Annotated in this window: 22 protein-coding genes, 1 pseudogene and 1 riboswitch; of the genes and pseudogenes, 14 read left to right on the top strand and 9 right to left on the bottom strand. The window is 71.0% G+C overall.

What is annotated here, in order from left to right:
• The first annotated feature begins 73 nt into the window (after positions 1-73).
• The gene (locus ACH4D5_RS30600; protein ID WP_362994267.1) at positions 74-631 is read left to right on the top strand and encodes a helix-turn-helix domain-containing protein; all 558 of its coding nucleotides are present in this window, start codon (positions 74-76) and stop codon (positions 629-631) included.
• Here the strand turns inward: ACH4D5_RS30600 and ACH4D5_RS30595 are convergent.
• A complete protein-coding gene (locus ACH4D5_RS30595; protein WP_398308658.1) occupies positions 585-1,214 on the bottom strand; it encodes a murein hydrolase activator EnvC family protein in 630 nt (209 codons plus the stop codon). The two genes, ACH4D5_RS30600 and ACH4D5_RS30595, sit on opposite strands and share 47 nt — an antisense overlap.
• Before the next feature lie 350 nt (positions 1,215-1,564).
• Between ACH4D5_RS30595 and rpsB the strand changes: the two genes are divergently transcribed.
• The 10 genes from rpsB (at position 1,565) to ACH4D5_RS30545 (ending at position 12,334) form a co-directional block, all read left to right on the top strand.
• Entirely contained in the window at positions 1,565-2,488 is a 924-nt protein-coding gene (gene rpsB, locus ACH4D5_RS30590) for a 30S ribosomal protein S2 (protein ID WP_398308656.1), read from the top strand.
• A 101-nt stretch (positions 2,489-2,589) separates the two neighbouring features.
• Complete coding sequence (gene tsf, locus ACH4D5_RS30585; protein WP_150172735.1) at positions 2,590-3,426, top strand: translation elongation factor Ts; 837 nt, start codon at positions 2,590-2,592, stop codon at positions 3,424-3,426.
• A 185-nt stretch (positions 3,427-3,611) separates the two neighbouring features.
• Positions 3,612-4,373: a UMP kinase gene (gene pyrH, locus ACH4D5_RS30580; protein ID WP_362994202.1), complete on the top strand. Its 762-nt coding sequence runs from the start codon at positions 3,612-3,614 to the stop codon at positions 4,371-4,373.
• Between the two features lie 157 nt (positions 4,374-4,530).
• Entirely contained in the window at positions 4,531-5,088 is a 558-nt protein-coding gene (frr, locus tag ACH4D5_RS30575; protein WP_398308653.1) for a ribosome recycling factor, read from the top strand.
• Between the two features lie 37 nt (positions 5,089-5,125).
• Positions 5,126-6,235, top strand: a complete 1,110-nt coding sequence (locus ACH4D5_RS30570; RefSeq protein ID WP_398308651.1) for a phosphatidate cytidylyltransferase — start codon at positions 5,126-5,128, stop codon at positions 6,233-6,235.
• Positions 6,236-6,327: 92 nt separating this feature from the next.
• The gene (rlmN, locus tag ACH4D5_RS30565) at positions 6,328-7,434 is read left to right on the top strand and encodes a 23S rRNA (adenine(2503)-C(2))-methyltransferase RlmN (RefSeq protein WP_365364085.1); all 1,107 of its coding nucleotides are present in this window, start codon (positions 6,328-6,330) and stop codon (positions 7,432-7,434) included.
• A 44-nt stretch (positions 7,435-7,478) separates the two neighbouring features.
• A riboswitch (TPP riboswitch) is annotated at positions 7,479-7,595 on the top strand.
• 76 nt (positions 7,596-7,671) lie between these two features.
• Positions 7,672-8,766, top strand: coding sequence for a thiamine ABC transporter substrate binding subunit (locus ACH4D5_RS30560; RefSeq protein ID WP_398308649.1), 1,095 nt, complete (start codon positions 7,672-7,674; stop codon positions 8,764-8,766).
• A complete protein-coding gene (locus tag ACH4D5_RS30555; RefSeq protein ID WP_398308647.1) occupies positions 8,742-10,430 on the top strand; it encodes an ABC transporter permease in 1,689 nt (562 codons plus the stop codon). Before ACH4D5_RS30560 ends, ACH4D5_RS30555 begins: the two co-directional genes overlap by 25 nt.
• Entirely contained in the window at positions 10,430-11,458 is a 1,029-nt protein-coding gene (locus tag ACH4D5_RS30550; protein WP_398308645.1) for an ABC transporter ATP-binding protein, read from the top strand. Before ACH4D5_RS30555 ends, ACH4D5_RS30550 begins: the two co-directional genes overlap by 1 nt.
• 84 nt (positions 11,459-11,542) lie before the next feature.
• A complete protein-coding gene (locus ACH4D5_RS30545; RefSeq protein ID WP_398308643.1) occupies positions 11,543-12,334 on the top strand; it encodes a maleylpyruvate isomerase family mycothiol-dependent enzyme in 792 nt (263 codons plus the stop codon).
• A gap of 6 nt (positions 12,335-12,340) precedes the next feature.
• Here ACH4D5_RS30545 and ACH4D5_RS30540 read toward each other — a convergent pair whose 3' ends face one another.
• The 6 genes and pseudogenes from ACH4D5_RS30540 to ACH4D5_RS30515 form a co-directional block, all read right to left on the bottom strand.
• Positions 12,341-13,522 carry an LOG family protein gene (locus ACH4D5_RS30540; protein ID WP_398308641.1) on the bottom strand — a complete coding sequence of 394 codons (1,182 nt, stop codon included), beginning with the start codon at positions 13,520-13,522 and terminating at the stop codon, positions 12,341-12,343.
• Between the two features lie 38 nt (positions 13,523-13,560).
• Entirely contained in the window at positions 13,561-13,965 is a 405-nt protein-coding gene (locus ACH4D5_RS30535) for a VOC family protein (protein WP_398308639.1), read from the bottom strand.
• Positions 13,966-14,097: 132 nt separating this feature from the next.
• Positions 14,098-15,318: a hypothetical protein gene (locus ACH4D5_RS30530; protein ID WP_398308637.1), complete on the bottom strand. Its 1,221-nt coding sequence runs from the start codon at positions 15,316-15,318 to the stop codon at positions 14,098-14,100.
• Positions 15,319-15,590: 272 nt separating this feature from the next.
• Positions 15,591-16,328 (bottom strand): annotated as a pseudogene (locus ACH4D5_RS30525) (ABC transporter ATP-binding protein); the annotation flags it as partial.
• A 198-nt stretch (positions 16,329-16,526) separates the two neighbouring features.
• Positions 16,527-17,906 (bottom strand): aspartate aminotransferase family protein, encoded by a 1,380-nt coding sequence (locus tag ACH4D5_RS30520; RefSeq protein ID WP_398308635.1) that lies wholly within the window; start codon positions 17,904-17,906, stop codon positions 16,527-16,529.
• On the bottom strand, positions 17,891-18,436 hold the full coding sequence (locus ACH4D5_RS30515) for an Lrp/AsnC family transcriptional regulator (RefSeq protein WP_398308633.1): 546 nt from the start codon (positions 18,434-18,436) through the stop codon (positions 17,891-17,893). Before ACH4D5_RS30515 ends, ACH4D5_RS30520 begins: the two co-directional genes overlap by 16 nt.
• Before the next feature lie 165 nt (positions 18,437-18,601).
• Between ACH4D5_RS30515 and ACH4D5_RS30510 the strand changes: the two genes are divergently transcribed.
• From ACH4D5_RS30510 to ACH4D5_RS30500, 3 genes are all read left to right on the top strand, one after another.
• Positions 18,602-20,041, top strand: coding sequence for a gamma-aminobutyraldehyde dehydrogenase (locus ACH4D5_RS30510; protein WP_398308631.1), 1,440 nt, complete (start codon positions 18,602-18,604; stop codon positions 20,039-20,041).
• 171 nt (positions 20,042-20,212) lie between these two features.
• Positions 20,213-22,810: an MXAN_6230/SCO0854 family RING domain-containing protein gene (locus ACH4D5_RS30505; RefSeq protein WP_398308629.1), complete on the top strand. Its 2,598-nt coding sequence runs from the start codon at positions 20,213-20,215 to the stop codon at positions 22,808-22,810.
• A gap of 144 nt (positions 22,811-22,954) precedes the next feature.
• On the top strand, positions 22,955-24,118 hold the full coding sequence (locus ACH4D5_RS30500; protein ID WP_398308627.1) for a spermidine/putrescine ABC transporter substrate-binding protein: 1,164 nt from the start codon (positions 22,955-22,957) through the stop codon (positions 24,116-24,118).
• A gap of 158 nt (positions 24,119-24,276) precedes the next feature.
• Here ACH4D5_RS30500 and ACH4D5_RS30495 read toward each other — a convergent pair whose 3' ends face one another.
• Together ACH4D5_RS30495 and ACH4D5_RS30490 are read right to left on the bottom strand one after the other, a co-directional pair.
• Positions 24,277-24,438, bottom strand: coding sequence for a hypothetical protein (locus tag ACH4D5_RS30495; RefSeq protein WP_398308625.1), 162 nt, complete (start codon positions 24,436-24,438; stop codon positions 24,277-24,279).
• 93 nt (positions 24,439-24,531) lie between these two features.
• Positions 24,532-24,903, bottom strand: coding sequence for a winged helix-turn-helix transcriptional regulator (locus ACH4D5_RS30490; protein ID WP_398308623.1), 372 nt, complete (start codon positions 24,901-24,903; stop codon positions 24,532-24,534).
• Between the last annotated feature and the right edge of the window lie 30 nt (positions 24,904-24,933).

Here is a 24,933-nt window from a genome sequence, read left to right as displayed (position 1 = left end):
AGCGCGGCAGCAGCTCCCGCGTGTGGCCTCCCGTCCGTAAAGTGGAGCCGTGCCAAGGATTCGAGCGGCCTCAGTGGCCGAGCACCGGTCGATGCAGCGCGGCGCCCTGCTGGACGCCGCGCGGTCCCTGCTGTCCGAAGGCGGTACGGAGGCGCTGACCTTCCCCGCCCTCGCCGAGCGCACCGGGCTCGCCCGGTCCTCCGTGTACGAGTACTTCCGGTCGCGGGCGGCCGTGGTGGAAGAGCTGTGCGAGGTCGACTTCCCCGTCTGGGCGGCCGAGGTCTCGGCGGCCATGGAGGGCGCGGAGTCCGCCGAGGGCAAGGTCGAGGCGTATGTGCGGCGGCAGCTGGCCCTGGTGGGTGACCGGCGGCACCGGGCCGTGGTCGCCATCTCAGCGAGCGAGCTCGACGCCGGGGCACGCGAGAAGATCCGCGCCGCGCACGGCGGTCTCATCGCGATGATCGTCGAGGCGCTCGACGAGCTGGGCCACGAGCAGCCCCGGATGGCGGCGATGCTGCTGCAGGGCATCGTGGACGCCGCGGTGCGGCGCATCGAGCTCGGGGCGGCCGAGCGGCCCGACGCCATCACCGAAGCGGCCGTGGCCATGGCGCTGCGAGGGGTCCGGGGCTGATCCCTGGTCCGTACGGGCCCGTCGGTGGCGGCCACGCCCGGAGGGGTCCGTGCACGGGGAGCAGCCGCGCGGGGCTCCGGCGCAGCAGCCACGGCGGGAGCAGGGCCATGGGGTTCAGATAGGTCTCGGCCCTGCGCAGGCCCCAGTGCAGGCAGCTCGTCGGACAGTGCCCAGTCGGGGGCTCCAGGAAGCCGAGCGGGGCACCCGCCGCGACCTTGTCGCCCTTCTTCAGCGTCGCCCGCACCGGTTCGTACGTCGTGCGCAGGGGCGGGTCCCCGGTGCCGGCCAGCTCCACCGAGACCACGCCGCGTCCCGCCACCCGGCCCGCGAACGAGACGCGGCCCTCGGCCACCGACCGCACCGCGGAGCCCACGGGGGCGGCGAGATCCACACCCCGGTGCCCCGCGCCGTAGTCGGTGGCGGGAGGGTCCCAGCCGCGCACGACCGGCGGGCGGGCACCGACCGGCCAGGTCGTCGCGGCCGCGGGGACGGGAGCGGGAGCAGGGGTGAAGGACGGGGGCAGGACGGTCGCGAGCAGGGCCGCCAGCGTCGGCAGCAGCAGTTCCAGGCGCAGGTGAGACATGTGAGAACCGTCCCGTGCCGGGCGGATCCGCGGGGATCATGGCCCGGATCTGTGGACGACCTGCCGGTTGTGGACAGCGCCGTCACCCGGTCGAGTTCAGGGCCGTCACCCGGTCGAGGCCGGCGGCCTCGCCGGTCAGGGGCGGTGGCGTCACCTGCCGCCCCGCGGGTCCCGTACACTTCTTGTGGCGATCCGGGTCACCGGGTCGACTTCGCACGCCCCGACACCAGGTCCTGAAAAAGCCGGTGTCAGCGCCCCTCGGTCCCTCGCGGGCAAGGCGCACAGCGGGCGTCAGGCGCGAGTGCCGTCCGGCACACGCGGCACAACCGAGAATCTCAAGGAGAACGGCCATGGCCGTCGTCACGATGCGGGAGCTGCTGGAAAGCGGCGTCCACTTCGGTCACCAGACCCGTCGCTGGAACCCGAAGATGAAGCGCTTCATCTTCACCGAGCGCAACGGCATCTACATCATCGACCTGCTCCAGTCGCTGTCGTACATCGACCGCGCCTACGAGTTCGTCAAGGAGACCGTCGCCCACGGCGGCACGGTCATGTTCGTCGGCACGAAGAAGCAGGCGCAGGAGGCCATCGCGGAGCAGGCCACCCGCGTCGGCATGCCCTACGTGAACCAGCGCTGGCTGGGCGGCATGCTCACCAACTTCTCGACCGTCTACAAGCGTCTGCAGCGCCTCAAGGAGCTCGAGCAGATCGACTTCGAGGACGTCGCCGCCTCCGGTCTGACCAAGAAGGAGCTTCTCGTGCTCTCGCGCGAGAAGGCCAAGCTGGAGAAGACCCTCGGTGGTATCCGCGAGATGCAGAAGGTGCCCAGCGCCGTCTGGATCGTGGACACCAAGAAGGAGCACATCGCGGTCGGCGAGGCCCGGAAGCTCAACATCCCGGTCGTCGCCATCCTCGACACCAACTGTGACCCCGACGAGGTCGACTACAAGATCCCGGGCAACGACGACGCGATCCGCTCCGTCACCCTGCTCACCCGCGTGATCGCCGACGCCGTCGCCGAGGGCCTCATCGCCCGCTCCGGCGTCGCCACGGGCGACCAGAAGCCGGGCGAGAAGGCCGCCGGCGAGCCGCTCGCCGAGTGGGAGCGCGACCTGCTCGAGGGCGAGAAGAAGGCTGACTCCGAGGAGGCCGCCGAGGCCCCCAAGGCCGAGGAGAAGCCGGCTGAGGCCGCCGCCGAGGCTCCGGCCGCCGACGCCCCGGCCGCCGAGGCGCCCGCCGCGGACGCCCCCGCCGCGGACGCCGAGCAGGCCTGACCTCACAGGTTCGGTAGTTGACGGCGGGGGCCCGATCGGCCCCCGCCGTTCACCCGTAGACCTCCGTAGATCTTTCAGACTTCGAGAGAGAATTTTCGATCATGGCGAACTACACCGCCGCCGACGTCAAGAAGCTCCGTGAGCTCACGGGCGCCGGCATGATGGACTGCAAGAAGGCGCTCGACGAGGCCGAGGGCGACGTCGACAAGGCCGTCGAGGCGCTCCGCATCAAGGGCCAGAAGGGCGTCGCCAAGCGCGAGGGCCGCTCCGCCGAGAACGGCGCCGTGGTCTCCCTCATCGCCGACGACAACACCTCCGGTGTCATCGTCGAGCTGAAGTGCGAGACGGACTTCGTCGCCAAGGGTGACAAGTTCCAGGCCGTGGCGAACAACCTCGCCGCCCACATCGCCAAGACCTCCCCGGCCGACATCGAGGCGCTGCTCGCGTCCGAGATCGAGGCCGGCAAGACCGTCCAGGCGTACGTCGACGAGGCCAACGCCAACCTCGGCGAGAAGATCGTCCTGGACCGCTTCGCGCAGTTCTCGGGCGCCTACGTCTCCGCGTACATGCACCGCACGATGCCCGACCTGCCCCCGCAGATCGGTGTCCTCGTCGAGCTGGACAAGGCCGACGCCGACGTCGCCAAGGGCATCGCCCAGCACATCGCCGCCTTCGCGCCGAAGTACCTCTCCCGCGAGGACGTCCCGGCCGAGGTCGTCGAGACCGAGCGCCGCGTCGCCGAGGAGACCACCCGCGCCGAGGGCAAGCCCGAGGCCGCCCTCCCGAAGATCGTCGAGGGTCGCGTCAACGGCTTCTTCAAGGAGGCCACCCTCCTCGGCCAGCCGTACGCGCTGGACAACAAGAAGTCGGTCGAGAAGGTTCTCGCCGAGGCCGGTGTCACCCTGAAGCGCTTCTCGCGCATCAAGGTCGGCATCTGAGTCCGTACCGCGATCGACGGTAGACCCCGCTAGGGTCGACAGCGGTCGCCCGCGCACGGTCCTCGTGCGCGACGTACGACCGCAGGATCTGACGAGGAGGCCACTGCCGAGCATGGGATGCGAACAACACCCCACCGGCAGTGGCCTTCTTCGTATGTGTGCCTAGTAAGAGAAGCGAGAACCACATGACCACCAAGGCCGACTCGAAGAGTGATGACGGCAAAGTCGCCGGACGCTTCCTGCTGAAGCTCTCCGGCGAGGCGTTCGCCGGTGGGGGCGGCCTCGGTGTCGACCCCGACGTGGTGCACGCCATCGCCCGTGAGATCGCGGCCGTCGTCCGTGACGGTGCCCAGATCGCCATCGTCATCGGCGGCGGCAACTTCTTCCGCGGCGCGGAGCTTCAGCAGCGTGGCATGGACCGGGCCCGCTCCGACTACATGGGCATGCTCGGTACCGTCATGAACTGTCTCGCGCTGCAGGACTTCCTGGAGAAGGAAGGCATCGACTGCCGCGTCCAGACCGCCATCACCATGGGGCAGGTCGCGGAGCCGTACATCCCGCTGCGGGCCGTGCGCCACCTGGAGAAGGGCCGTGTGGTCATCTTCGGTGCGGGCATGGGCATGCCGTACTTCTCCACCGACACGACCGCCGCGCAGCGCGCCCTGGAGATCGACGCCGAGGCGCTGCTCATGGGGAAGAACGGCGTGGACGGGGTCTACGACTCCGACCCGAAGACCAACCCCGACGCGGTGAAGTTCGACTCCCTCGGCTACGGCGAGGTCATCACGGCCGACCTGAAGGTCGCCGACATGACGGCGATCACGCTGTGCCGGGACAACAAGCTGCCCATCCTGGTCTTCGAGCTGCTCTCCGAGGGCAATATCGCCCGTGCCGTCAAGGGTGAGAAGATCGGCACACTCGTGGGCGACCAGGGAAACCGGGCCTGACCCGAGGGACCTGGGCCAGTCTCAAGCGACGCACGCGAGACGTCACTTGAGAGGGATGGACAAAGCCCTGCCGGTCGGACACCGTGCAGGAAAGAGACGCGACGCAGCCGGCCGCCCCGTGCTAGCCGGGCCACTCAAAGACACGCAGGAGCAAGTGGTGATCGAAGAGACCCTCCTCGAGGCCGAGGAGAAGATGGAGAAGGCCGTCGTGGTCGCCAAGGAGGACTTCGCCGCGATCCGCACCGGCCGTGCGCACCCGGCGATGTTCAACAAGATCGTGGCTGACTACTACGGCGCGCTGACGCCGATCAACCAGCTGGCCTCGTTCTCGGTGCCCGAGCCGCGGATGGCCGTGGTGACGCCGTTCGACAAGTCCGCGCTGCGCAACATCGAGCAGGCGATCCGGGACTCGGACCTCGGCGTCAACCCGAGCAACGACGGCAACATCATTCGGGTGACCTTCCCGGAGCTCACCCAGGACCGCCGCAAGGAGTTCATCAAGGTCGCCAAGACCAAGGCCGAGGACTCCAAGATCTCGATCCGGTCGATCCGTCGCAAGGCCAAGGAGGCCTTCGACAAGGCGATCAAGGACGGCGACATCGGTGAGGACGAGGGCCGTCGTGCCGAGAAGGACCTCGACGACCTCACGTCGAAGTACGCCACCCAGGTGGACGAGCTGCTCAAGCACAAGGAAGCCGAGCTGCTCGAAGTCTGAGTCGAGGCTCGAGTCCGAGGAATCAGGAAACCGATCCGTGAACGACTCTTCCTGGGAGGCGCCGCCCAGAGCCGGGTATTGGGGGCCGCCCGATCAGGGGCCTGGTCAGGGGGCGACCCCGCCAGGTCCCGCGTACGATGCGCAGGACGCGCTGTTTCCGTCTGAGACGCAGCCCATGCCCATCGTGCCCGACGTACCCGTGAACGGCGGAGACCAGGACGACGACCGGGGGGCCACTCGGATGGGCGGCCCCCTGTTCCGTGACGAGCCTCCGCAGGAGCCCATGCCCAGCGCACCACAGCCGCAGCCCGCCCCGGCAGCACCGCAGAAGAAGAGCGCGGGCCGGGATCTCGGGGCGGCCATAGGGGTGGGTGTGGGCCTCGGCGCGGTGATCGTCGCGTCGCTGTTCATCGTGAAGGCCGTCTTCATCGGTGTCATAGCGGTCGCCGTCGTGGTGGGCCTCTGGGAGCTGACCTCCCGCCTGGCGGAGCGCAAGGACATCAAGGCGCCGCTCGTGCCGCTCGCGGTGGGCGGCGCGGCGATGGTCGTCGCCGGGTACGTGCGCGGGCCCGAGGGCGCGTGGGTCGCGATGGCGCTCACCGCGCTCGCCGTGCTCGTCTGGCGGATGACAGAGCCGCCCGACGGCTATCTGAAGGACGTCACGGCGGGCGTCTTCGCCGCCTTCTACGTGCCTTTCCTCGCCACGTTCGTGGCGCTGATGCTGGCCGCGGACGACGGCCCGCAGCGGGTGCTCACCTTCCTGCTCCTGACGGTGGTCAGCGACACCGGTGCGTACGCGATCGGCTGGCGCTTCGGCAAGCACAAGCTGGCGCCGCGCATCAGCCCCGGCAAGACCCGCGAGGGCCTGGTCGGCGCTGTCACCTTCGCGATGGCCGCGGGCGCGCTGTGCATGGAGTTCCTGATCGACGGCGGGACGTGGTGGCAGGGCCTCCTGATCGGCCTCGCGGTCGCGGCGAGCGCCACGCTCGGCGACCTCGGCGAGTCGATGATCAAGCGGGACCTCGGCATCAAGGACATGGGCACGCTGCTGCCCGGCCACGGCGGCATCATGGACCGCCTGGACTCCTTGCTGCCGACGGCGCCGGTGGTCTGGCTGCTGCTCGTGGTCTTCGTCGGCTCTGGGTGACACCGGGGCTGACCTGCGTAGATGTGCGTGAGGGGTTCGTTGTCCACAGGGCGGCGAGCCCCTTGTCGTATGTCTGCGACACTGGAAGGACCATGCCTGTACCCGGAGAACTCACTTTCGTCGCGCCCCGCGGTGCCAAGAAGCCCCCGCGGCATCTCGCCGACCTCACGCCCGCCGAGCGCAAGGAAGCCGTCGCCGCCATCGGCGAGAAGCCGTTCCGTGCCAAGCAGCTGTCGCAGCACTACTTCGCGCGGTACGCGCACGACCCGGCCGAGTGGACCGACATCCCCGCCGGTGCGCGCGATAAGCTCCGCGAGGCGCTGCTTCCCGACCTGATGTCCGTCGTGCGGCACATCAGCTGTGACGACGACACGACCCGCAAGACGCTGTGGCGGCTCTTCGACGGGACGCTCGTCGAGTCGGTCCTGATGCGGTACCCGGACCGGGTCACCATGTGCATCAGCTCGCAGGCCGGCTGCGGCATGAACTGCCCGTTCTGCGCCACCGGACAGGCCGGCCTCGACCGGAACCTGTCGACGGGCGAGATCGTGCACCAGATCGTGGACGGCATGCGCGCGCTGCGCGACGGTGAGATTCCGGGCGGGCCCGCCAGGCTGTCGAACATCGTCTTCATGGGCATGGGCGAGCCGCTCGCCAACTACAAGCGCGTGACCGGCGCCATCCGCCGCCTCACCGACCCGGAGCCGGACGGTCTCGGGCTCTCGCAGCGCGGCATCACGGTGTCGACGGTGGGGCTCGTGCCCGCCATCCACCGGTTCTCGGACGAGGGCTTCAAGTGCCGCCTCGCGATCTCGCTGCACGCGCCGGACGACGAGCTGCGCGACACCCTCGTGCCCGTCAACACGCGGTGGAAGGTGCGGGAGGTCCTCGACGCGGGCTGGGAGTACGCCGCGAAGTCCGGCCGTCGCCTCTCCATCGAGTACGCGCTGATCCGGGACATCAACGACCAGGCATGGCGCGGTGACCGGCTCGGCCGGCTGCTCAAGGGCAAGCCGGTCCACGTGAACCTGATTCCGCTGAACCCGACGCCGGGCTCCAAGTGGACGGCGTCGCGGCCCGAGGACGAGAAGGCGTTCGTGGAGGCCATCGCCGCCCATGGTGTGCCGGTCACGATTCGGGACACCCGGGGTCAGGAGATCGACGGAGCGTGCGGCCAGCTCGCCGCGGCCGAGAGGTAGTCTGACGGGCGTACTCCCTCGTAGGAGGGCGTGCACACATCTGCATATTCCGACAGGGGAGCGCCACAGCGCTGAGAGTGCGGCACCTTGGACAGGTGGGCCGCAGACCCTCTGAACCTCGCCCAGGTCATTCTGGGTAGGAAGTTCGGGCATCACTCAAGCTGTAGCGCCCTGCCCGCGTGCCACCGGCCCGCGGGCAGGGCCGCGTCTCTTCCTGGTCACCCAGGAGGAAATCCAGTGAGCACCAGGGGCACCACCAAGAAGGTTTCGTTCACCGCCGTGGCGGTGGGCGTCGGGCTCGTCGCGGTCTCCGCGTGCGGCGGCTCCGACAGCGGTTCCGGAGGATCCGACTCCAAGAGCGTGACGCTCGTCAGCCACGACTCCTTCAACGTCTCCAAGGACGTACTGAAGGACTTCGAGAAGCGGTCCGGGTACAAGGTCAAGGTCCTCAAGGACGGTGACGCGGGCGCCGCCGTGAACAAGGCGATCCTCTCCAAGGACAACCCGCAGGGCGACGTCTTCTTCGGCGTCGACAACACCCTCCTCTCGCGGGCGCTCGACAACGGGCTCTTCCAGTCGTACGAGGCCAAGGGCGCGGAGAAGATCAAGCCGGAGTTCCGGGTCGACCAGGACAAGCACCGGGTGACGCCCGTCGACAGCGGCGACATCTGCGTGAACTACGACAAGAAGTACTTCGCCGACAAGAAGCTGGCGCCGCCGAAGTCCTTCGACGACCTGCTCAAGCCGCAGTACAAGAACCTGCTGGTCACCGAGAACGCCTCGACCTCCTCGCCCGGGCTCGGCTTCCTGCTCGGCACCGCCGCGAAGTACGGCGACAAGGGCTGGGAGAGCTACTGGAAGGAGCTCAGGGCCAACGGCGTGAAGGTCGTCGACGGCTGGGAGCAGGCCTACAACGAGGAGTTCTCCGGGTCCGCCGGTGGCAAGAAGGCCAAGGGTGACCGGCCGCTCGTCGTCTCCTACGCCTCCTCGCCGCCCGTCGAGGTGCTCTACGGCGAGCCGCGGCCGAAGCAGGCGCCGACCGGCGTCGCGACCGGCACCTGCTTCCGCCAGGTCGAGTACGCGGGCCTGCTGAGCGGCGCGAAGAACGAGAAGGGCGGCAAGGCGCTCCTCGACTTCCTCGCGGGCAAGGAGTTCCAGGAGGACATGCCGTTGAACATGTTCGTGAACCCGGTGCGTGAGGGCACCGAGCTGCCCGAGCTGTTCACGGAGCACGGCGTGACCGTCGACAAGCCGCAGACCATGGACCCGAAGAAGATCGCCGACAACCGCGAGCCGTGGATCAAGTCGTGGACCTCGCTCGTACTGAAGTGAAGGGGCGCCCCGTGAAGGGGCGCTCGCGCGGAAACGCGGCACGGCTCGGCCTGCTGGCCCTGCCCGTCGCGTTCTTCGCGCTCTTCTTCGCCTACCCGGTCTCGGCGATCGTCGCCCGCGGGCTGCACGTCGACGGCGCCTGGCAGTTCGGGCGGATCACGGACGTGCTCGGGCAGTCCGACATCCGGCACGTGCTCTGGTTCACCACCTGGCAGGCGCTCGCGTCGACCGCGCTCACGCTGCTGATCGCGCTCCCCGGCGCGTATGTCTTCGCGCGCTTCGACTTCCCCGGCAAGGGGCTGCTGCGGGCCGTCGTCACCGTGCCGTTCGTGCTGCCGACCGTCGTCGTCGGGACGGCCTTCCTCGCGCTGATCGGGCGGGGCGGGCTCTTCGACGAGCTGTGGGGCGTACGCCTCGACACCACCGTCTGGGCGATCCTGCTCGCCCACGTCTTCTTCAACTACGCGGTCGTCGTACGGACCGTCGGCGGGCTCTGGTCGCAGCTCGACCCGCGGCAGGAGGAGGCCGCGCGGATGCTCGGCGCATCGCGCTGGACGGCCTGGCGGACCGTGACGCTGCCGGCGCTCGGCCCGGCGGTGGCCGCCGCCGCGCTCATGGTCTTCCTCTTCACCTTCACCTCCTTCGGCATCGTGCAGATCCTCGGCGGACCCGCGTACTCCACGCTCGAAGTGGAGGTCTACCGGCAGACCGCGCAACTGCTCGACCTGCCCACGGCCGCGGTCCTGACCCTCGTGCAGTTCGCCGCGGTCGGGCTGATCCTCGCCGTCCACGCGTGGACGGCGCGGCGGCGCGAGAGCGCGCTGCGGCTCGTCGACGCATCGGCGGTGGCGCGCAGGCCGCGCGGCGCCGGGCAGTGGACGCTGCTCGGCCTCGTCATGGCGACGGTCGCCCTGCTGATACTGCTGCCGCTCGTGGTCCTGGTCCAGCGCTCGTTCGACGGTCCCGACGGCTTCGGGATCACCTACTACAAGGAGCTGACCTCGGCGGACGGCGGCGCCTTCCTCGTGCCGCCGATCGAGGCGGTCTGGAACTCGCTGCGGTACGCGGTCGTGGCCACGGCCATCGCCGTCGTCATCGGCGGACTCGCCGCCGCCGCGCTCACCCGCCGTGCGGGCCGTCTCGTCCGCGGCTTCGACGCGCTGCTGATGCTGCCGCTCGGGGTGTCGGCGGTGACCGTCGGCTTCGGCTTCCTGATCACCCTCGACGAGCCGCCGCTGGACCTGCGGTCGTCCTGGATCCTGGTGCCGCTCGCCCAGGCGCTGGTCGGCGTGCCCTTCGTCGTACGCACCATGCTGCCCGTCCTGCGGGCGGTGGACGGACGGCTCCGCGAGGCGGCGGCCGTGCTCGGGGCTTCGCCGCTGCGGGCCTGGCGGGAGGTGGACCTGCCGATGGTGCGGCGGGCGCTGCTGATCGCCGCGGGGTTCGCCTTCGCCGTGTCGCTCGGCGAGTTCGGGGCGACCGTCTTCATCGCGCGGCCCGACAACCCGACGCTGCCGGTCGCCGTGGCGCGGCTGCTCGGCCGGGCCGGTGACCTCAACTACGGGCAGGCGATGGCCCTCTCGACGATCCTCATGGTGGTGTGCGCGGTGTCTCTGCTGCTCCTGGAACGCGTTCGGACCGAGCGGACCACGGGGGACTTCTGATGACGAACGCCTTGCTGAGCTTGCGGGGTGCGACGGTCCGTTTCGGGGCGCGTGCGGTGCTCGACGCCGTCGACCTCGACGTCGGTGAGCACGAGATCGTCTGCGTGCTCGGGCCGAGCGGCAGCGGCAAGTCGACGCTGCTGCGGGCGGTGGCCGGGCTGCAGGGGCTCGACGCGGGGCAGGTGCTGCTCGGCGGACGCGACCAGCGCGGGGTGCCCGCGCACAAGCGGGGCGTCGGCCTGATGTTCCAGGACCACCAGCTCTTCCCGCAGCGCGACGTGGCGGGCAACGTGGCCTTCGGGCTGCGGATGCACGGCGCCTCGCGCGGTGAACAGGCCGACCGCGTCGCCGAGTTGCTGGACCTCGTCGGCCTGCCGAAGGCGCAGCGGCGCGCGGTGGCCTCGCTGTCCGGCGGCGAGCAGCAGCGGGTCGCGCTGGCGCGTGCGCTCGCGCCCCGCCCGAGCCTGCTCATGCTCGACGAGCCGCTCGGGCAGCTCGACCGCTCGCTGCGGGAGCGCCTCGTCGTCGAACTCCGGGAGCTCTTCGACGAGTTGGGCACGACCGTGCTCGCCGTCACGCACGACCAGGGCGAGGCCTTCGCGCTCGCCGACCGCGTCGTCGTCATGCGGGACGGGCGGATCGCCCAGTCCGGCACGCCCCTTGAGGTGTGGCGGCACCCGGCGGACGAGTTCGTGGCGCGTTTCCTCGGTTTCGACAACATCGTCCGGGGCGTGGTGGCGGGCGGGGCCGCCGACACGGTGTGGGGCAAGATCCCGGTCCCCGAGGGCGCCCCGGCCGGGCAGCGGAAGGTCCTGGTGCGGCCCGCAGGAGTGCGGCTCGTCCCCGCCGCCGAGGGGCTGCCGTGCGCGGTGACGGCGCGCACCTTCCGCGGCACCCACGTTGCCGTGCATCTCCAGCCGAAGGAAGGGTCACGCCTGGAGGCGGCGTGCGCGCTGCGCCGGGCGCCGGAGGTGGGGGAGACCGTGGGAGTCGCGTTCGACGCGGAGGACGTGGTGGTGCTCGGCTGAGAGGCCGGGAGTCAGGAGCGGGGAGCCCGGGGCCCCAGAGGAAATGCAGGTGCCGCCCCTGCGGTGTCGATCTACTGTTCGGCCATGACGACACTCAGCCACGAGCGGTACTGCGACGAAGTCGCCCGGCAGATCGACCTCTTGAGGACCACGCTGACCGGCGCGGACCTCTCGGTCACCGTGCCGACCTGCCCCGACTGGACACTGGCCCAGCTCGTGCGGCACACGGGCGGCGCGGTGCGCTGGAGCGAGCGCCTGGTCGCGACCCGGGCCGAGAAGGACATTCCGGAGGAGGACATCCCGGAGCTCGGCGGTCCGGAGACCGACGACCCGGTCGCCCTCGACGCCTGGCTGGCCCGTACCGCCGAGCTCGGCGCGAGCACCTTCCGAGCCGCGGGCGCCGAGGCCCCCGTGTGGTCGTGGTCCGGTGACCACCGCGCCGGGTTCTGGGCCCGGCGCATGACGCACGAGCTGGTGATCCACCGCGCGGACGCGGCCATCGCCGCCGGTGTCGCGTACGAGGTCGAGCCGGACGTCGCCGCCGACGCGATCGACGAATGGCTGGACCTCGTCGCGCTCGCGCAGCGCACCGATCCGGAGGACGACGCGGCGGAGCTCAAGGGCGCGGGACGCAGCATCCACCTGCACGCGACCGACGCCCCCGAGGGTCTCGACGCCGAGTGGCTCATCGAGTTCGGCGACGAGGGCTTCACCTGGCGGCGCGGCCACGCGAAGGCGACGGTCGCGCTACGCGGCCCGCTCACGGAGGTGCTGCTCGCCTTCTACCGCCGGCGGCCGCTGGACGGCGGACATGTGGAGGTCCTGGGCGAGCGGGCGCTGCTCGACTTCTGGCTGGAGCGGGCGTCGTTCGTGTGACGGCGATCAGGGCCGGGCGGCAGGCGTGATCGCCGCCCCCAGGCGCCGCAGTGCGGCCGGGGCCTCGTCCACCCGGTCCACCAGGGCGATGCGTGACTCCATCGGCCTGCCCTGCGCAAGCGACTGGAGCAGGGGCCATACCGGCAGGTGTTCCGTCCAGTGGGCGCGGTCGACGAGGACCATGGGGGTGGGTTCGCCGCGCGACTCGTAGTAGTTGGGGGTGGCGTTGTCGAAGACCTCCTGGACCGTGCCGGCGGCGCCCGGGAGGAAGACGACGCCCGCGTTCGAGCGGGCGAGCAGGCCGTCCTCGCGGGTGGCGTTGGCGAAGTACTTGGCCAGGTGGGAGGCGAACGCGTTCGGCGGCTCGTGGCCGTAGAACCAGGTCGGGATGCCCACCGAGGCGCCGCCGTCGGGCCAGCGCTCGCGGACCGCGAAGGCCGCCCGCGCCCACTCGGTGACCGACGGCGTGAACGAGGGGGCCTTGGCGAGGAGTTCGAGGGCCTCGTCCAGCGCCGCGTCGTCGAGGGGGGCCGTGTAGGCGCCGAGGTTCGCCGCCTCCATCGCGCCGGGGCCGCCGCCCGTCGCGACCGTGAAGCCCGCGCGGGCCAGCGCGCGGCCGAGCCGCGCCGCTCCCGCGTAGGACTCCGTGCCGCGGGCCATCGCGTGGCCGCCCATGACGCCCACCACGCGGGCGCCGGCGAGGAGTTCGTCCAGGGCGTCGGAGATGGAGTCGTCGTGGATCGCGCGCAGCATCGACGAGAGGACGTCACCGTCGGCCTTGGTCCGCTGGAACCAGTGGTACGCGTGGGCGTCCGGCGTCGCCTCGTACCCACCGTCGGCGAGGCCCGCGAACAGGTCGTCGGGGGAGTACAGCAGCCCGCGGTACGGATTGAACGGCAGACCGGGGACCGGCGGGAAGACCAGCGCGCCACCGGCCCGCACCTTCGCCGCCGCGTCCTCCCGCATCGGGCAGCCGAGGAAGACGGCGCCCGCCACGTCGGCCGCGAGGAGCGCGGAGGTGCGCTCCGTCAGGTCTATGGCCTGGACGCGGCAGCCCGCGAGGGCCCCGCGGCCGAGGACCTCGTCGAACTCGGCGAGGGTCTCGATCTCGCGGTCGAGCCCTCGGTCGATCTCACGCTCCTCGCCGGGGAGTTGCGGGGCGGACGCGCGTTCGGGAGTCGGCTGCATCCGCCCATGCTAAGCAGGGCACCCACCGGGGGGCTCGGTCAGCCCTGGACCTCGGAGGGGTCCATCCACATGATCTCCCAGGTGTGGCCGTCCAGGTCGTCGAAGCCGCGGCCGTACATCGTGCCGTAGTCCTGGACCTTGCCGGGCGTGCCGCCTGCGGCGATCGCCTTGTCGACGAGCTCGTCGACCTTCTCGCGGCTCTCGGCGCTCAGACAGATCAGCGTCTCGCTGGTCTTCGTGGAGTCCGCGATCTCCTTCTGCGTGAAGTTCGCGTAGTGCTCCTTGCTCAGCATCATCGCGACGATGGTGTCGCTGATGACCACGGACGCGCAGTCGTCGGTCGAGAACTGCGGGTTGATCGTGTAGCCGAGCTCGGTGAAGAACTTCTTCGACGCGGCGACGTCGGACACGGCCAGGTTCACGAAGATCATCTGCTGGTACATGAGTGTCTCTCCCAGTGAGTGCGTGTGCCTTACGGGGGGTTAGACATCCGTTCGACGCGGAACTCATCGTCCGCCGCGAACTTTTTTCCCACGAGTTTTCGAGTGAGCCTTCGAGCCCCGCGAAAGGGGCCCTCAGCGCGCCAGCGGCAGCGCGGCCAGCTCGGCGACGAGCCAGGTCAGCGGCCCGAACACCGCGAAAAGCGCGCCCGCGCGGAGCACCGCCGAACCGCGCAGCACCGTCGCGGGCGCCCCTAGCCGCAGCAGCGCGGCCGTCGTCTCCGAGCGGGCCTGCCTGGCCTCGACGGCGGCCGTGGCCAGCGTCAGGACGGCGCACCCCGCGACGAGCAGCCCGCCGAGCGCGGTGAGCGGGCCCGCCTCGGGGCGCGGTCCCGCGTAGAGCACGATCGAGGCGTACGCGGCCGAGGCCACCGCGCACAGCACACCGAGCGGCCGCCCGATGAGCCGCGCCTCCGCCTGGAGGACGCGCCCGGCGAGCAGGCGCATCGCGCCGGGCCGCACCGCCTGGAGGAGCCGTCCGCAGAGGTGGGTGAGGCCCGGGCCGGCGAGCATGAGGCCGAGCGCGGTCAGCGCCCATCCCGCGAGCACGCCCACCGGGTTGCCGTCGGCGCCGACGCCCGGCATGGGGACGCCGGAGCCGGGACCGCCGCCGGAGCCGCTCGCGTACGTCTCCACGGCGAGGCCCGCCGCGAGGAGCGCCACACCCCAGGGGAGGCCGCTCGGCGGTGGGGCCGGGGCGTCCGGGTCGGTGTCCCCCACGGGCTCGGAGCCGGGTTCCTTGCCGGTGGCCTCCCCCGTGGCCTTCCCGCCGGCCTTCCCCGTGGTCTTCACGGGGCGCGGCCGCAGTGCGAGGGCGCTGGCGGCCGACGCGGTGATCGGGACCACGGCGAGCAGGGTGAGCGTCCCGGCGAGCGGCAGGGGCCGTTCGGCGGCGAGCAGTTCGGCGGCGGCCCCGTCGAAGGGCAGCCCCGAGACGTCGCCGCGCAGGTGCAGGAAGAAGAGCAGCGCCACCATGGAGCCGAGCACGCAGGCCACGGCCGTGGAGATCGTGGCGAGCACCATGAGGCGGATGGGGCCGAGGCCCACCGCGGAGAGTCCGCTGCGCGGCCGGGTGCCGGGGTCGGTACGGGCCACGGCGACGGCGAAGTACGCGGTGGCGGTGATGGGGGCGAGGCACCACGCGAGACGCAGCACGGCTCCGGCGCCGGGGTGCTCCAGCGCGTACGCCAGCGTGCACAGCAGCAGGAAGCCGGTGCCTGCGGACGCGGCGGCGACGAGGAGGCGGCGCAGCTGGACGAGCGGGTGCGCGCCGCGGGCTAGACGGAGAGCGAGCACGCGGCCCGGCCTTCCGCGTTGACGACGGAGGAGGCGCTGACCGCGCCGGTGGCCCCGGGGGCGCTCGTGATGCTCGTGGTGCGCGCGGTACTGGCGGTGCTTGCGGTGCTGACGGTAGGGGACGAGCCGACCGGCGCCTCCGTGCTCGGAGTGCTCGGTGTGCTCGGTGTGCTCGGTGTGCTGGGCGCATCCACCGTGTGCGACGTGCTCACCTCGACCGGAGCTGCGGACGAACCCGAACCCGAACCCGATCCGGAACCCGAACCCGGACCCGATCCGGAACCCGCCCCCGCCCCCTCGGCCGCCACCCCCTCCGCAGCCGGCAGATGCACCGTGTGCACACGTCGGCCGTCGAGCAGCGTGACGGTCCGGTCCGCGAGGGCGGCGACCTCCGCGTCGTGCGTGGCGAGGACGACGGTGATGCCGTGCGAGCGGGCCGCCGTCGTCAGGGTGCGCAGCGCGTGCGCGCGGTCGGCGCGGTGCAGGGGAGCGGTCGGCTCGTCGGCGAAGAGCACGGACGGCGTGGTGACCAGGGCGCGGGCGATGGCGACGCGCTGCCGCTCGGCCTGCAGCAGGGCGTGCGGGCGCTTACGGGCGCACGCGCCGATGTCGAGGCGGTCCAGCCACTCGTGGGCGGTGGACTTGGCGACCCGCCGGGAGGTGCCGCGCAGCATCATCGGCAGGGCGACGTTCTCCCAGGCGGTGAGTTCGGGGACGAGGCGCGGCGCGGGGTCGATCCAGCCGAAGCGGTCGCGGCGCAGCCGTTCCCGCACGAGGGGGCGCATCGTGTGGACGGGGGTGCTGTTGAACCACACTTCGCCCTGCTGGGGAAGCAGCTGCCCGGACAGACACCGCAGAAGTGTCGTTTTACCGCAGCCGCGCGGGCCGTTGACGGCGAGGATCTCGCCCTCGCGGACACCGAGCGAGACGCCGGTGAGGGCGGGGGAGCCGTTGTGTGTGACGTGCAGTGCGCGTGCCCACAGCACGTCGTTGTCCGGCGGGGCCACCATGGCGTACACCTCGGTTCAGATCAGTTTGCCTCCCCCGTACGGGGGAACGAAGGCGGGGCCGATCGGTCACTGGGCACGCTAGGGATTCCGGTGGACTTGCCCGGAAAGGACGCGGCCCGGGGGCGCCCGTTCTCACTCGAACGGGTGCCCCCGGGGCCGGTGTTGATCACTCGATCATACGACGGGCCTGACGGCCGGTCAGAGCTTCGTCCACGCCTCCGTGAGGACCTGGCGCAGGATGCCCTCGATCTCGTCGAAGGTCTCCTGCGTGGAGATCAGCGGCGGGGCGAGCTGGACGACCGGGTCGCCGCGGTCGTCGGCACGGCAGTACAGGCCGTTGTCGTACAGCGCCTTGGAGAGGAAGCCGTACAGGACGCGCTCGGTCTCCTCGTCGTTGAACGTCTCCTTGGTGGCCTTGTCCTTCACCAGCTCGATGCCGTAGAAGAAGCCGTTGCCGCGGACGTCGCCGACGATCGGCAGGTCGAGCAGCTTGCTCAGGGTCTGGTGGAACGCGTCCTCGTTGTCGAGGACGTGTTGGTTCAGACCCTCCTTCTCGAAGATGTCGAGGTTGGCGATGCCGACCGCGGCCGACACGGGGTGGCCGCCGAAGGTGTAGCCGTGCAGGAAGGTGTTGTCGCCCTTGTAGAACGGCTCGGCGAGCTTGTCGGAGATGATGCAGGCGCCGATCGGGGAGTAGCCCGAGGTCATGCCCTTGGCGCAGGTGATCATGTCCGGTACGTAACCGAACTTGTCGCAGGCGAACATCGTGCCGAGACGGCCGAAGGCGCAGATGACCTCGTCGGAGACGAGCAGCACGTCGTACTTGTCGCAGATCTCGCGCACGCGCTGGAAGTAGCCGGGCGGGGGCGGGAAGCAGCCGCCCGCGTTCTGCACCGGCTCCAGGAAGACGGCGGCGACCGTCTCCGGGCCCTCGAAGAGGATCTCCTGCTCGATCTGGTCGGCGGCCCAGCGGCCGAAGGCCTCGGGGTCGTCGCCGTGGATCGGGGCGCGGTAGATGTTGGTGTTCGGCACCTTGTGCGCGCCAGGTACGAGCGGCTCGAAGGGGGCCTTCAGGGCCGGCAGGCCGGTGATGGACAGGGCGCCCTGCGGGGTGCCGTGGTAGGCGACCGCGCGCGAGATGACCTTGTACTTCGTGTGGTTGCCGGTGAGCTTGTGGTACTGCTTCGCCAGCTTCCACGCGGTCTCGACGGCCTCGCCGCCACCGGTGGTGAAGAAGACCTTGTTGAGGTCGCCCGGCGCGTAGTTCGCGAGGCGCTCGGCGAGCTCGACGGCCTTCGGGTGGGCGTAGCTCCACACGGGGAAGAAGGCCAGCTCCTGGGCCTGCTTGTAGGCGGTCTCGGCGAGCTCGTGACGGCCGTGGCCCGCGTTGACGACGAAGAGGCCGGAGAGGCCGTCCAGGTACTTCTTGCCCTTGTCGTCGTAGATGTAGGTGCCCTCGCCACGCACGATGGTGGGAACGGGCGCGTTCTCGTACGACGACATGCGGGTGAAGTGCATCCACAGGTGGTCGTAGGCGGTCTGGCTGAGGTCCTTGCTCACGGCTATCGGGTTCCCCACATATAGGTCTGCTTCTTGAGCTTGAGGTAGACGAAGCTCTCGGTGGAGCGCACGCCGGGGAGGGCGCGGATGCGCTTGTTGATGACTTCGAGCAGGTGGTCGTCGTCTTCGCAGACGATCTCCACGAGGAGGTCGTGCGAGCCCGCGGTCATCACCACGTACTCCGCCTCCGGCATGGCGGCCACGGCGTCCGCGACCGGGTCCACATCGCCCTCGACATCGATGCCGACCATCGCCTGCCTGCGGAATCCCACGGTGAGCGGGTCCGTGACGGCGACGATCTGCATCACGCCCTGGTCGAGCAGCTTCTGGACGCGCTGGCGCACGGCCGCCTCGGAGAGGCCCACGGCCTTGCCGATGGCGGCGTACGGACGGCGTCCGTCCTCCTGGAGCTGTTCGATGATCGCCAGAGAGACGGCGTCCACGGGCGGGGTGCCGTTCCCACTGCCGCTCCCGCCCGGATTCCCGGTGCGTGAGCCGCGAGGGCTGCTGGGGTCTGCGCTGCGACTTGCCACGACCTCACTGTGCACGACGTCTCGTCACTTCCGCAAGGCCAGATCGATGAAATTCGTTGTCTGCGACTCCGATCCTCACGGATTCCGCAGTTCTGGGCCGCTGGGTATGTTGAAAGCGTCGGTACAGCGACTAGGGTGGGTGTCTCATCCACTGGACATCTGACTTGGAGGGCCGCGGAAGTGACCACCGAGCTGCGCCGTCTGCGCAACTACATCAACGGAGAATTCCGGGACGCGGCCGACGGACGGACCACCGAGGTCATCAATCCGGCGACCGGCGAGGCGTACGCCACCGCGCCGCTCTCGGGCCAGGCCGACGTCGACGCCGCCATGAAGGCCGCCGCCGACGCGTTCCCCGCCTGGCGGGACCTGACGCCCGCCGAGCGGCAGAAGGCCCTGCTCAAGATCGCGGACGCGTTCGAGGAGCGGGCCGAGGAACTCATCGCGGCCGAGGTCGAGAACACGGGCAAGCCGATCGGACTCACCCGGTCCGAGGAGATCCCGCCCATGGTCGACCAGATCCGCTTCTTCGCGGGCGCGGCCCGGATGCTGGAGGGGCGCGCCGCGGGCGAGTACATGGAGGGTCTGACCTCCATCATCCGCCGCGAGCCGATCGGTGTCTGCGCGCAGGTCGCGCCGTGGAACTACCCGATGATGATGGGCGTGTGGAAGTTCGCCCCGGCGCTCGCGGCCGGCAACACGGTCGTCCTGAAGCCGTCCGACACCACCCCCGCGTCGACCGTCCTGATGGCCGAGATCATCGGCTCCATCGTGCCGCCCGGCGTCTTCAACGTCGTGACGGGCGACCGCGACACCGGCCGCCTGATGGTCGAGCACAAGACCCCGGCGATGGCCTCCATCACCGGCTCCGTGCGCGCCGGCATGCAGGTCGCCGAGTCCGCGTCCAAGGACCTCAAGCGGGTCCACCTGGAGCTCGGCGGCAAGGCGCCCGTCGTGGTCTTCGAGGACACCGACATCGCCAAGGCCGTCGAGGACATCTCGATGGCGGGCTTCTTCAACGCGGGCCAGGACTGCACGGCCGCCACGCGCGTGCTCGTCCACGAGTCCATCCACGACGAGTTCGTGACGGCGCTCGCCAAGGCCGCCGCCGACACGAAGACCGGCCAGCCGGACGACGAGGACGTGCTCTACGGCCCGCTCAACAACGCCAACCAGCTGAAGCAGGTCTCCGGCTTCATCGAGCGGCTGCCCGCGCACGCGCGCGTGGAGGCCGGTGGCCAGCGGGTCGGCGAGAAGGGCTACTTCTTCGCGCCGACCGTCGTCTCCGGCCTCAAGCAGGACGACGAGATCATCCAGAACGAGGTCTTCGGCCCGGTCATCACCGTCCAGTCCTTCACGGACGAGGCGCAGGCCGTCGAGTACGCGAACGGCGTCGAGTACGCGCTCGCCTCCTCCGTCTGGACGAAGGACCACGCGCGCGCGATGCGCATGTCCAAGGTCCTCGACTTCGGCTGCGTCTGGATCAACACGCACATTCCGCTCGTCGCCGAGATGCCGCACGGCGGCTTCAAGAAGTCGGGCTACGGCAAGGACCTCTCGGCGTACGGCTTCGACGACTACACGCGCATCAAGCACGTGATGACCTCGATCGAGGGCTAGTACCTCTTTGGCCTGGGCTAATTGAGATGCCGGGCCCCACCGCCCCCGCGTACCGTTGGGTACGCGGGGGCGGCTCCGCGGTGTGCTTCCTTCTTTCTTCTTATGCAAAAAGATTCGTAGCGCACCCACTCCCCGCCCCCGCTTTTCTCTGCACCACGGGGGTGGGACCTGATGACGACGACCGATGACCTCGCCGGGCTGCTGCTGCGCCGCCGGCAGAGTGTGTACGTCCCCGAGGGCGCCGGACGCTCCGCGGTGACCGACGCCGCGGTCGTCGTCCTCGAAGCCGAACTCGCCGACCGCGGGCACCTGCTGACCGCCCCGCTGCGCCGCGCCCTGACCGCGCTCTCCGTGGACGACCTCGCCGCGACCGGGCGCGCGCTGCTCGCCGACGTCGACGCGCTGATGGGCTCCGACCGGCGCCACGCGCCGCTGTTCGCGCGGTTCCCCGCCGAGACCGCCTACCAGCCCGTGTACGACCGCTACACCACCGTCGTCGCCCGGTACCTCGCGGCCCAGCCGCACCAGCCCTGTATGAACTGCGCGGGCACCAAGGCACGCGTGCGCGCGCTCGACCCCTGCGCCCACCTGCTGTGCGACACCTGCCTCGGCGACAAGAGGGACATCTGGTACTGCTGCGACCAGTGCTGCGAGTGGTACACCTGCCCGATCTGCGAGAAGCGCTACGAGACCGAGGGCCCCACCGACCCCTGGCTCGACACCGGTGCCGGTCTCGGCGGTGACGGCGGCCCTGTCCTGCGAGCCCTGCGCCTCGGCGCCCCCGGCGACGCCGCCGCCGAGCTCACCGCGCTGCTCGCCCGCCGCACACCCCTTGACCCGCAGGACCACGACGACCTCGTCCTGCTCCTGGGCCGCCTGGACCCGGCCGCCGCCGCGGACTGGCTCCCGGCCGCCATCCCGCTGCGCGAGAGCAAGGCCCTCGCCCTCGCGCCGCTGCTCGACATCCCCGACGCGCGCCCCCTGGTCGCGCGGTACGCCGACACGGCCACCGACGTGCTGCGCCTGCTCGTCGTACGTTCCGGGGGCGACCCCGACCTGCTCGAACTCCCGCGCCTGCGCTCCCTGCCGCGTCCCGTGCGCCGGGAACTCCTCGCCCTGCTCGACGGGTTCGACTTCCGGCGCCTCGCCGAGGACATGGCCCGCCACCCGCGCGCGTGGCAGCGGGTCGGCGAAATACTGCACCCCTTCGAGCAGGCCCACCGGCACGCGCGCGTGGCGCTCGCCTTCGCCGCCCTGCGCGGGACCCGCGTGCGCGACGGCGCGCTCGGCGAGGTGCTGCTCGCCGAGGCCGCCCGGCACGACGCCGTGCGCCTCACCGGCGACCGGCTGCGCGTCGTCACCTGGCAGGGGCGCGTCGAAGAGGCCCTCGCCCACTGGGACGTCGAAGCGGCGGTGCGCCTCCTGCGCGAGCGCCCCGGTGAGCTCCTGCGCCGGCTCGACCTGCTGCTCGCCCGTTCGGGCTCCACGACCCTCCCCGACACGGTGGGCGACGCGCTCGCCGACGCCCTGCCGCGCTCCGGCCCCGGACCGCTGCTCGGCGCGTACGGCCGCATGAAGATCCGTACCGTGCCGGGACACCGCCGCGTCTTCTTCCCGCGCGGACGCGTCACCAAGGCGTACGCCGTCGAGGACCACCGGCCGCCGCTGCCCTCGCGCGTCGCGGGCCGCGCCGGCGAGCTCATCGAGGCGGAGGCCGTCCGGCGCCTCGCCGCGCGCGAGGGGGAGCGGTACGACGTGGCCGTCCTGGACGCCGCGCTCGCCGACCTGCCCGTGCCGTTCGCCGAGCGCGCGTCCGCCGCCTCGCTCGTCGCCGTGCCGCGCGGCAGCTCCCTGCCCATGCCCGCGGACAGCGAGACCGTGCGGCTCTTCCTGCACTGGACCCAGCCCAAGGGCACGCGCGTCGACCTCGACCTGTCCGTCGCGCTCTACGACGACCAGTGGCGCTTCGTCGGCCTCTGCGACTACACGCAGCTGGAGCACGCGGGCGGCGCCGCCCGGCACTCCGGCGACCTGACCTCCGCGCCCGCACCGCACGGCGCCACCGAGTACCTGGACCTCGACCTGCCGCGGCTCGCGAGCACCGGGGTGCGGTTCGTCGTGCCCGCGGTCCTCTCGTACAACGACGTGCCCTTCGACGAACTGCCCGACGCCTTCGCGGGGTTCATGGCGGTGGAGGGCAAGGAACGGGCCGTGTACGACCCGCGGACCGTGCGGCAGCGCTTCGACCTCGGGGGCGACGCGAAGCTGCGCGTGCCGATGATCGTCGACCTCCGGACGCGGCGCGCCTGGTGGGCGGATGTCACCCTCGCCACCACGGGCGCCGGCCACGACGTGTGGCGCTACCGCAAGCAGATCGGCCGCATGGGCAACGACCTGCTCGACACCTTCCAGCCCTGCGGCCGTGCCACCCTGTGGGACCTCGCCTGCTGGACGGCGGCGGCCCGCACCGACGGCGACGTGTACGTGCGCGGCCGCGGCCACGTCCTGTGGGGCTACCGCCGCGCCGCGGACGAGCCGCGCGCCGACTTCGCGCTGCGCGTACGGGACGGCTGGGAGCCGGACTCCCTGTGCGCCGAGCCGGAGTTGACGGGCCGCGCCGCCCTGCTCGCGCTGCTGCACGGCGACCTGCCCGGCGCGGCGGACGCCGCCTCCGGCACGGCGTACCGCCTGTACCCGGGGCCGGTCGACGCCGCGCCCCTGGAGCGGGTCACCGCGGGCGACCTGGCGGCCTGGCTGGGCCCCGCGTGACGTGCCCCGGCTGATCGACAAGGTGTCGGCTCCACGCCGTGGGGCTCGACGCTGCGTCCATTGCCGCGCCCGCGCGCGAAGGCGCATGCTGCCGGGGTGCGAGCGAACCCCAGAGCCTCCTCAGCCCGTCCGGCGTCCCGTCCGATGCACCGCCGTTCCCTGCTGCGCGCCCTGGGCGGCGGTGCGGCCGCCGGCGTGCTCGCGGGGTGCGGGGTGCCCGCCGCGTACATCGAGCCGGGGGAGCGGGCCGCGCACGACCGCTCTCGCCAGGACAAGAAGCTGGCCTTCGCCAACTGGCCGCTCTACATAGACACCGACGACAAGGACAAGACGAAGCGCCCCTCGCTGGACGCCTTCGAGAAGCGGACGGGGATAGACGTCCGCTACACGGAGGAGATCAACGACAACGACGAGTTCTTCGGCAAGATCAGCCCGTCCCTGATGAACCACCAGGAGACCGGCCGCGACCTCATCGTCATCAGCGACTGGATGTGCGCACGCTTCGTACGGCTCGGCTGGGTGCAGGAGATGGACCGGGCCGCGCAGCCCAACGTCACGAAGTACCTGGACCCTCTCCTCCGTTCCCCGCACTTCGACCCGGGCCGGAAGTACACCGTCCCCTGGCAGTCGGGCATCACCGGCATCGCGTACAACAAGCGGAAGGTCGGCCGGGAGATCAAACAGGTCTCCGACCTGTGGGCGGACGACCTCAAGGGCCGGGTCACCCTCCTCTCCGGCCTCGACGAGGCATTCGCGCTGCTGCTCCAGGGCGACGGCGTCGACATCAGGAAGTGGACGGCCGACGACTTCCACCGGATGTGCGACAAGGTCGAGAAGATGGTGGACAGCCACCACATCCGCCGCTTCACCGGCAACGACTACATCAAGGACCTCTCCAGCGGCGACGTCCTGGCCTGCCAGGCCTACAGCGGCGACGTCATCCAGCTCCAGGCGGACGACCCGGACATCGAGTTCGTCGTCCCCGAGGAGGGCGCGGAGCTGTGGGCCGAGTCCCTGATGATCCCCAACCTGGCCCGCCACAAGCGGAACGCCGAGCGGCTCATCGACCACTACTACGAGCCCGAGGTCGCCGCGGAGCTCGCCGCCTGGGTCAACTACGTCTGCCCCGTCCCCGCGGCCCGCGACATCCTCGCCTCTTCCAAGGACAAGGAACTCGCCGCCCTCGCCGAGGACCCGCTGATCTTCCCGGACGACGCGATGCGCGAACGGCTCGCCATCGCACGCGACATCACGTCGAAGGAGCGCACGGAGTTCGCGAAGCGGTGGAACGCGCTGGCGGGGTTGTGAGCGCCGGGACCGGCGAGCGGCGCCTCGTGCTTCACGAGGTCGCTGTACCACCAGGCGCCGTCGGTGCCGCGCACCTGAAGCGCGGGCCGGGGTCCGCCAGCCGCATCGCCTTGATGATGCCCTCGGGCCCCTGTTCGTTCGTCGCCCGGCACGCGGGCTCAGCGGAGTGCGGCCGCGACGATGCGCTGGGCCACCGGGTGAACGTCCTTGCCCTTCGCGTCGGTGGCGTTGACCGAGTAGACGAGGGTACGTGAGCCGTTCTCCGTGGAAGCGATGATGTTCGTGTAGCCGTAGCGAGAGCCGGTCTTGAACCACAGCACCTTGTCGCCGACCTCCGTGCGTTGCAGCCCTGCTCCGAAGGTGGGTTCGGGGGCGGCAGGCCGTGACGTCAGGGGCGTCGGCCGGGGTTACCCCTAGGGGGATCGGTCGTGGTCACCGTCAGCCCGCTCCTGTGCCGCCATGACCGCGTCCCCGTGCTCGTACGCCCATGCCCCGAAGGCCTCGATGGGTGCGAGCAATGTCCGTCCCAGTGCGGTCAGTTCGTACTCGACGCGAGGTGGTGACTCGGCGTACGACTCCCGGGTCACGAGGCCGTTGTACTCAAGGCGGCGCAGTGTCTCCGTGAGGATCTTGGGGCTGATGCCGCCGATGAGCTCGCGCAGCTCGCGCGGGCGGCGCGGGCCGTGCCGCAGGGACCACAGCACCACGGCGTTCCAGGTGTTGGCGAGCAGGTCGAACGCGAGGCGGGCGCGGCAGTCGGCGAGGAGGTCGTGTTCGGTGGTCACTTACCGAATGGTGCCCGAGCGGCTTCCTAC

This window comes from Streptomyces sp. NPDC018029, assembly GCF_044327655.1.
Lineage (GTDB): Bacteria > Actinomycetota > Actinomycetes > Streptomycetales > Streptomycetaceae > Streptomyces.
This window is presented reverse-complemented; position numbering and strand designations above follow the sequence as displayed.

Coding starts and splice junctions, on each gene's coding strand:
- ACH4D5_RS30595 (WP_398308658.1), bottom strand. CDS start 1,214: ATGTCTCACCTGCGCCTGGAACTGCTGCTGCCGACGCTGGCGGCCCTG.
- rpsB (WP_398308656.1), top strand. CDS start 1,565: ATGGCCGTCGTCACGATGCGGGAGCTGCTGGAAAGCGGCGTCCACTTC.
- tsf (WP_150172735.1), top strand. CDS start 2,590: ATGGCGAACTACACCGCCGCCGACGTCAAGAAGCTCCGTGAGCTCACG.
- pyrH (WP_362994202.1), top strand. CDS start 3,612: ATGACCACCAAGGCCGACTCGAAGAGTGATGACGGCAAAGTCGCCGGA.
- rlmN (WP_365364085.1), top strand. CDS start 6,328: ATGCCTGTACCCGGAGAACTCACTTTCGTCGCGCCCCGCGGTGCCAAG.
- ACH4D5_RS30550 (WP_398308645.1), top strand. CDS start 10,430: ATGACGAACGCCTTGCTGAGCTTGCGGGGTGCGACGGTCCGTTTCGGG.
- ACH4D5_RS30545 (WP_398308643.1), top strand. CDS start 11,543: ATGACGACACTCAGCCACGAGCGGTACTGCGACGAAGTCGCCCGGCAG.
- ACH4D5_RS30540 (WP_398308641.1), bottom strand. CDS start 13,522: ATGCAGCCGACTCCCGAACGCGCGTCCGCCCCGCAACTCCCCGGCGAG.
- ACH4D5_RS30535 (WP_398308639.1), bottom strand. CDS start 13,965: ATGTACCAGCAGATGATCTTCGTGAACCTGGCCGTGTCCGACGTCGCC.
- ACH4D5_RS30505 (WP_398308629.1), top strand. CDS start 20,213: ATGACGACGACCGATGACCTCGCCGGGCTGCTGCTGCGCCGCCGGCAG.
- ACH4D5_RS30500 (WP_398308627.1), top strand. CDS start 22,955: ATGCACCGCCGTTCCCTGCTGCGCGCCCTGGGCGGCGGTGCGGCCGCC.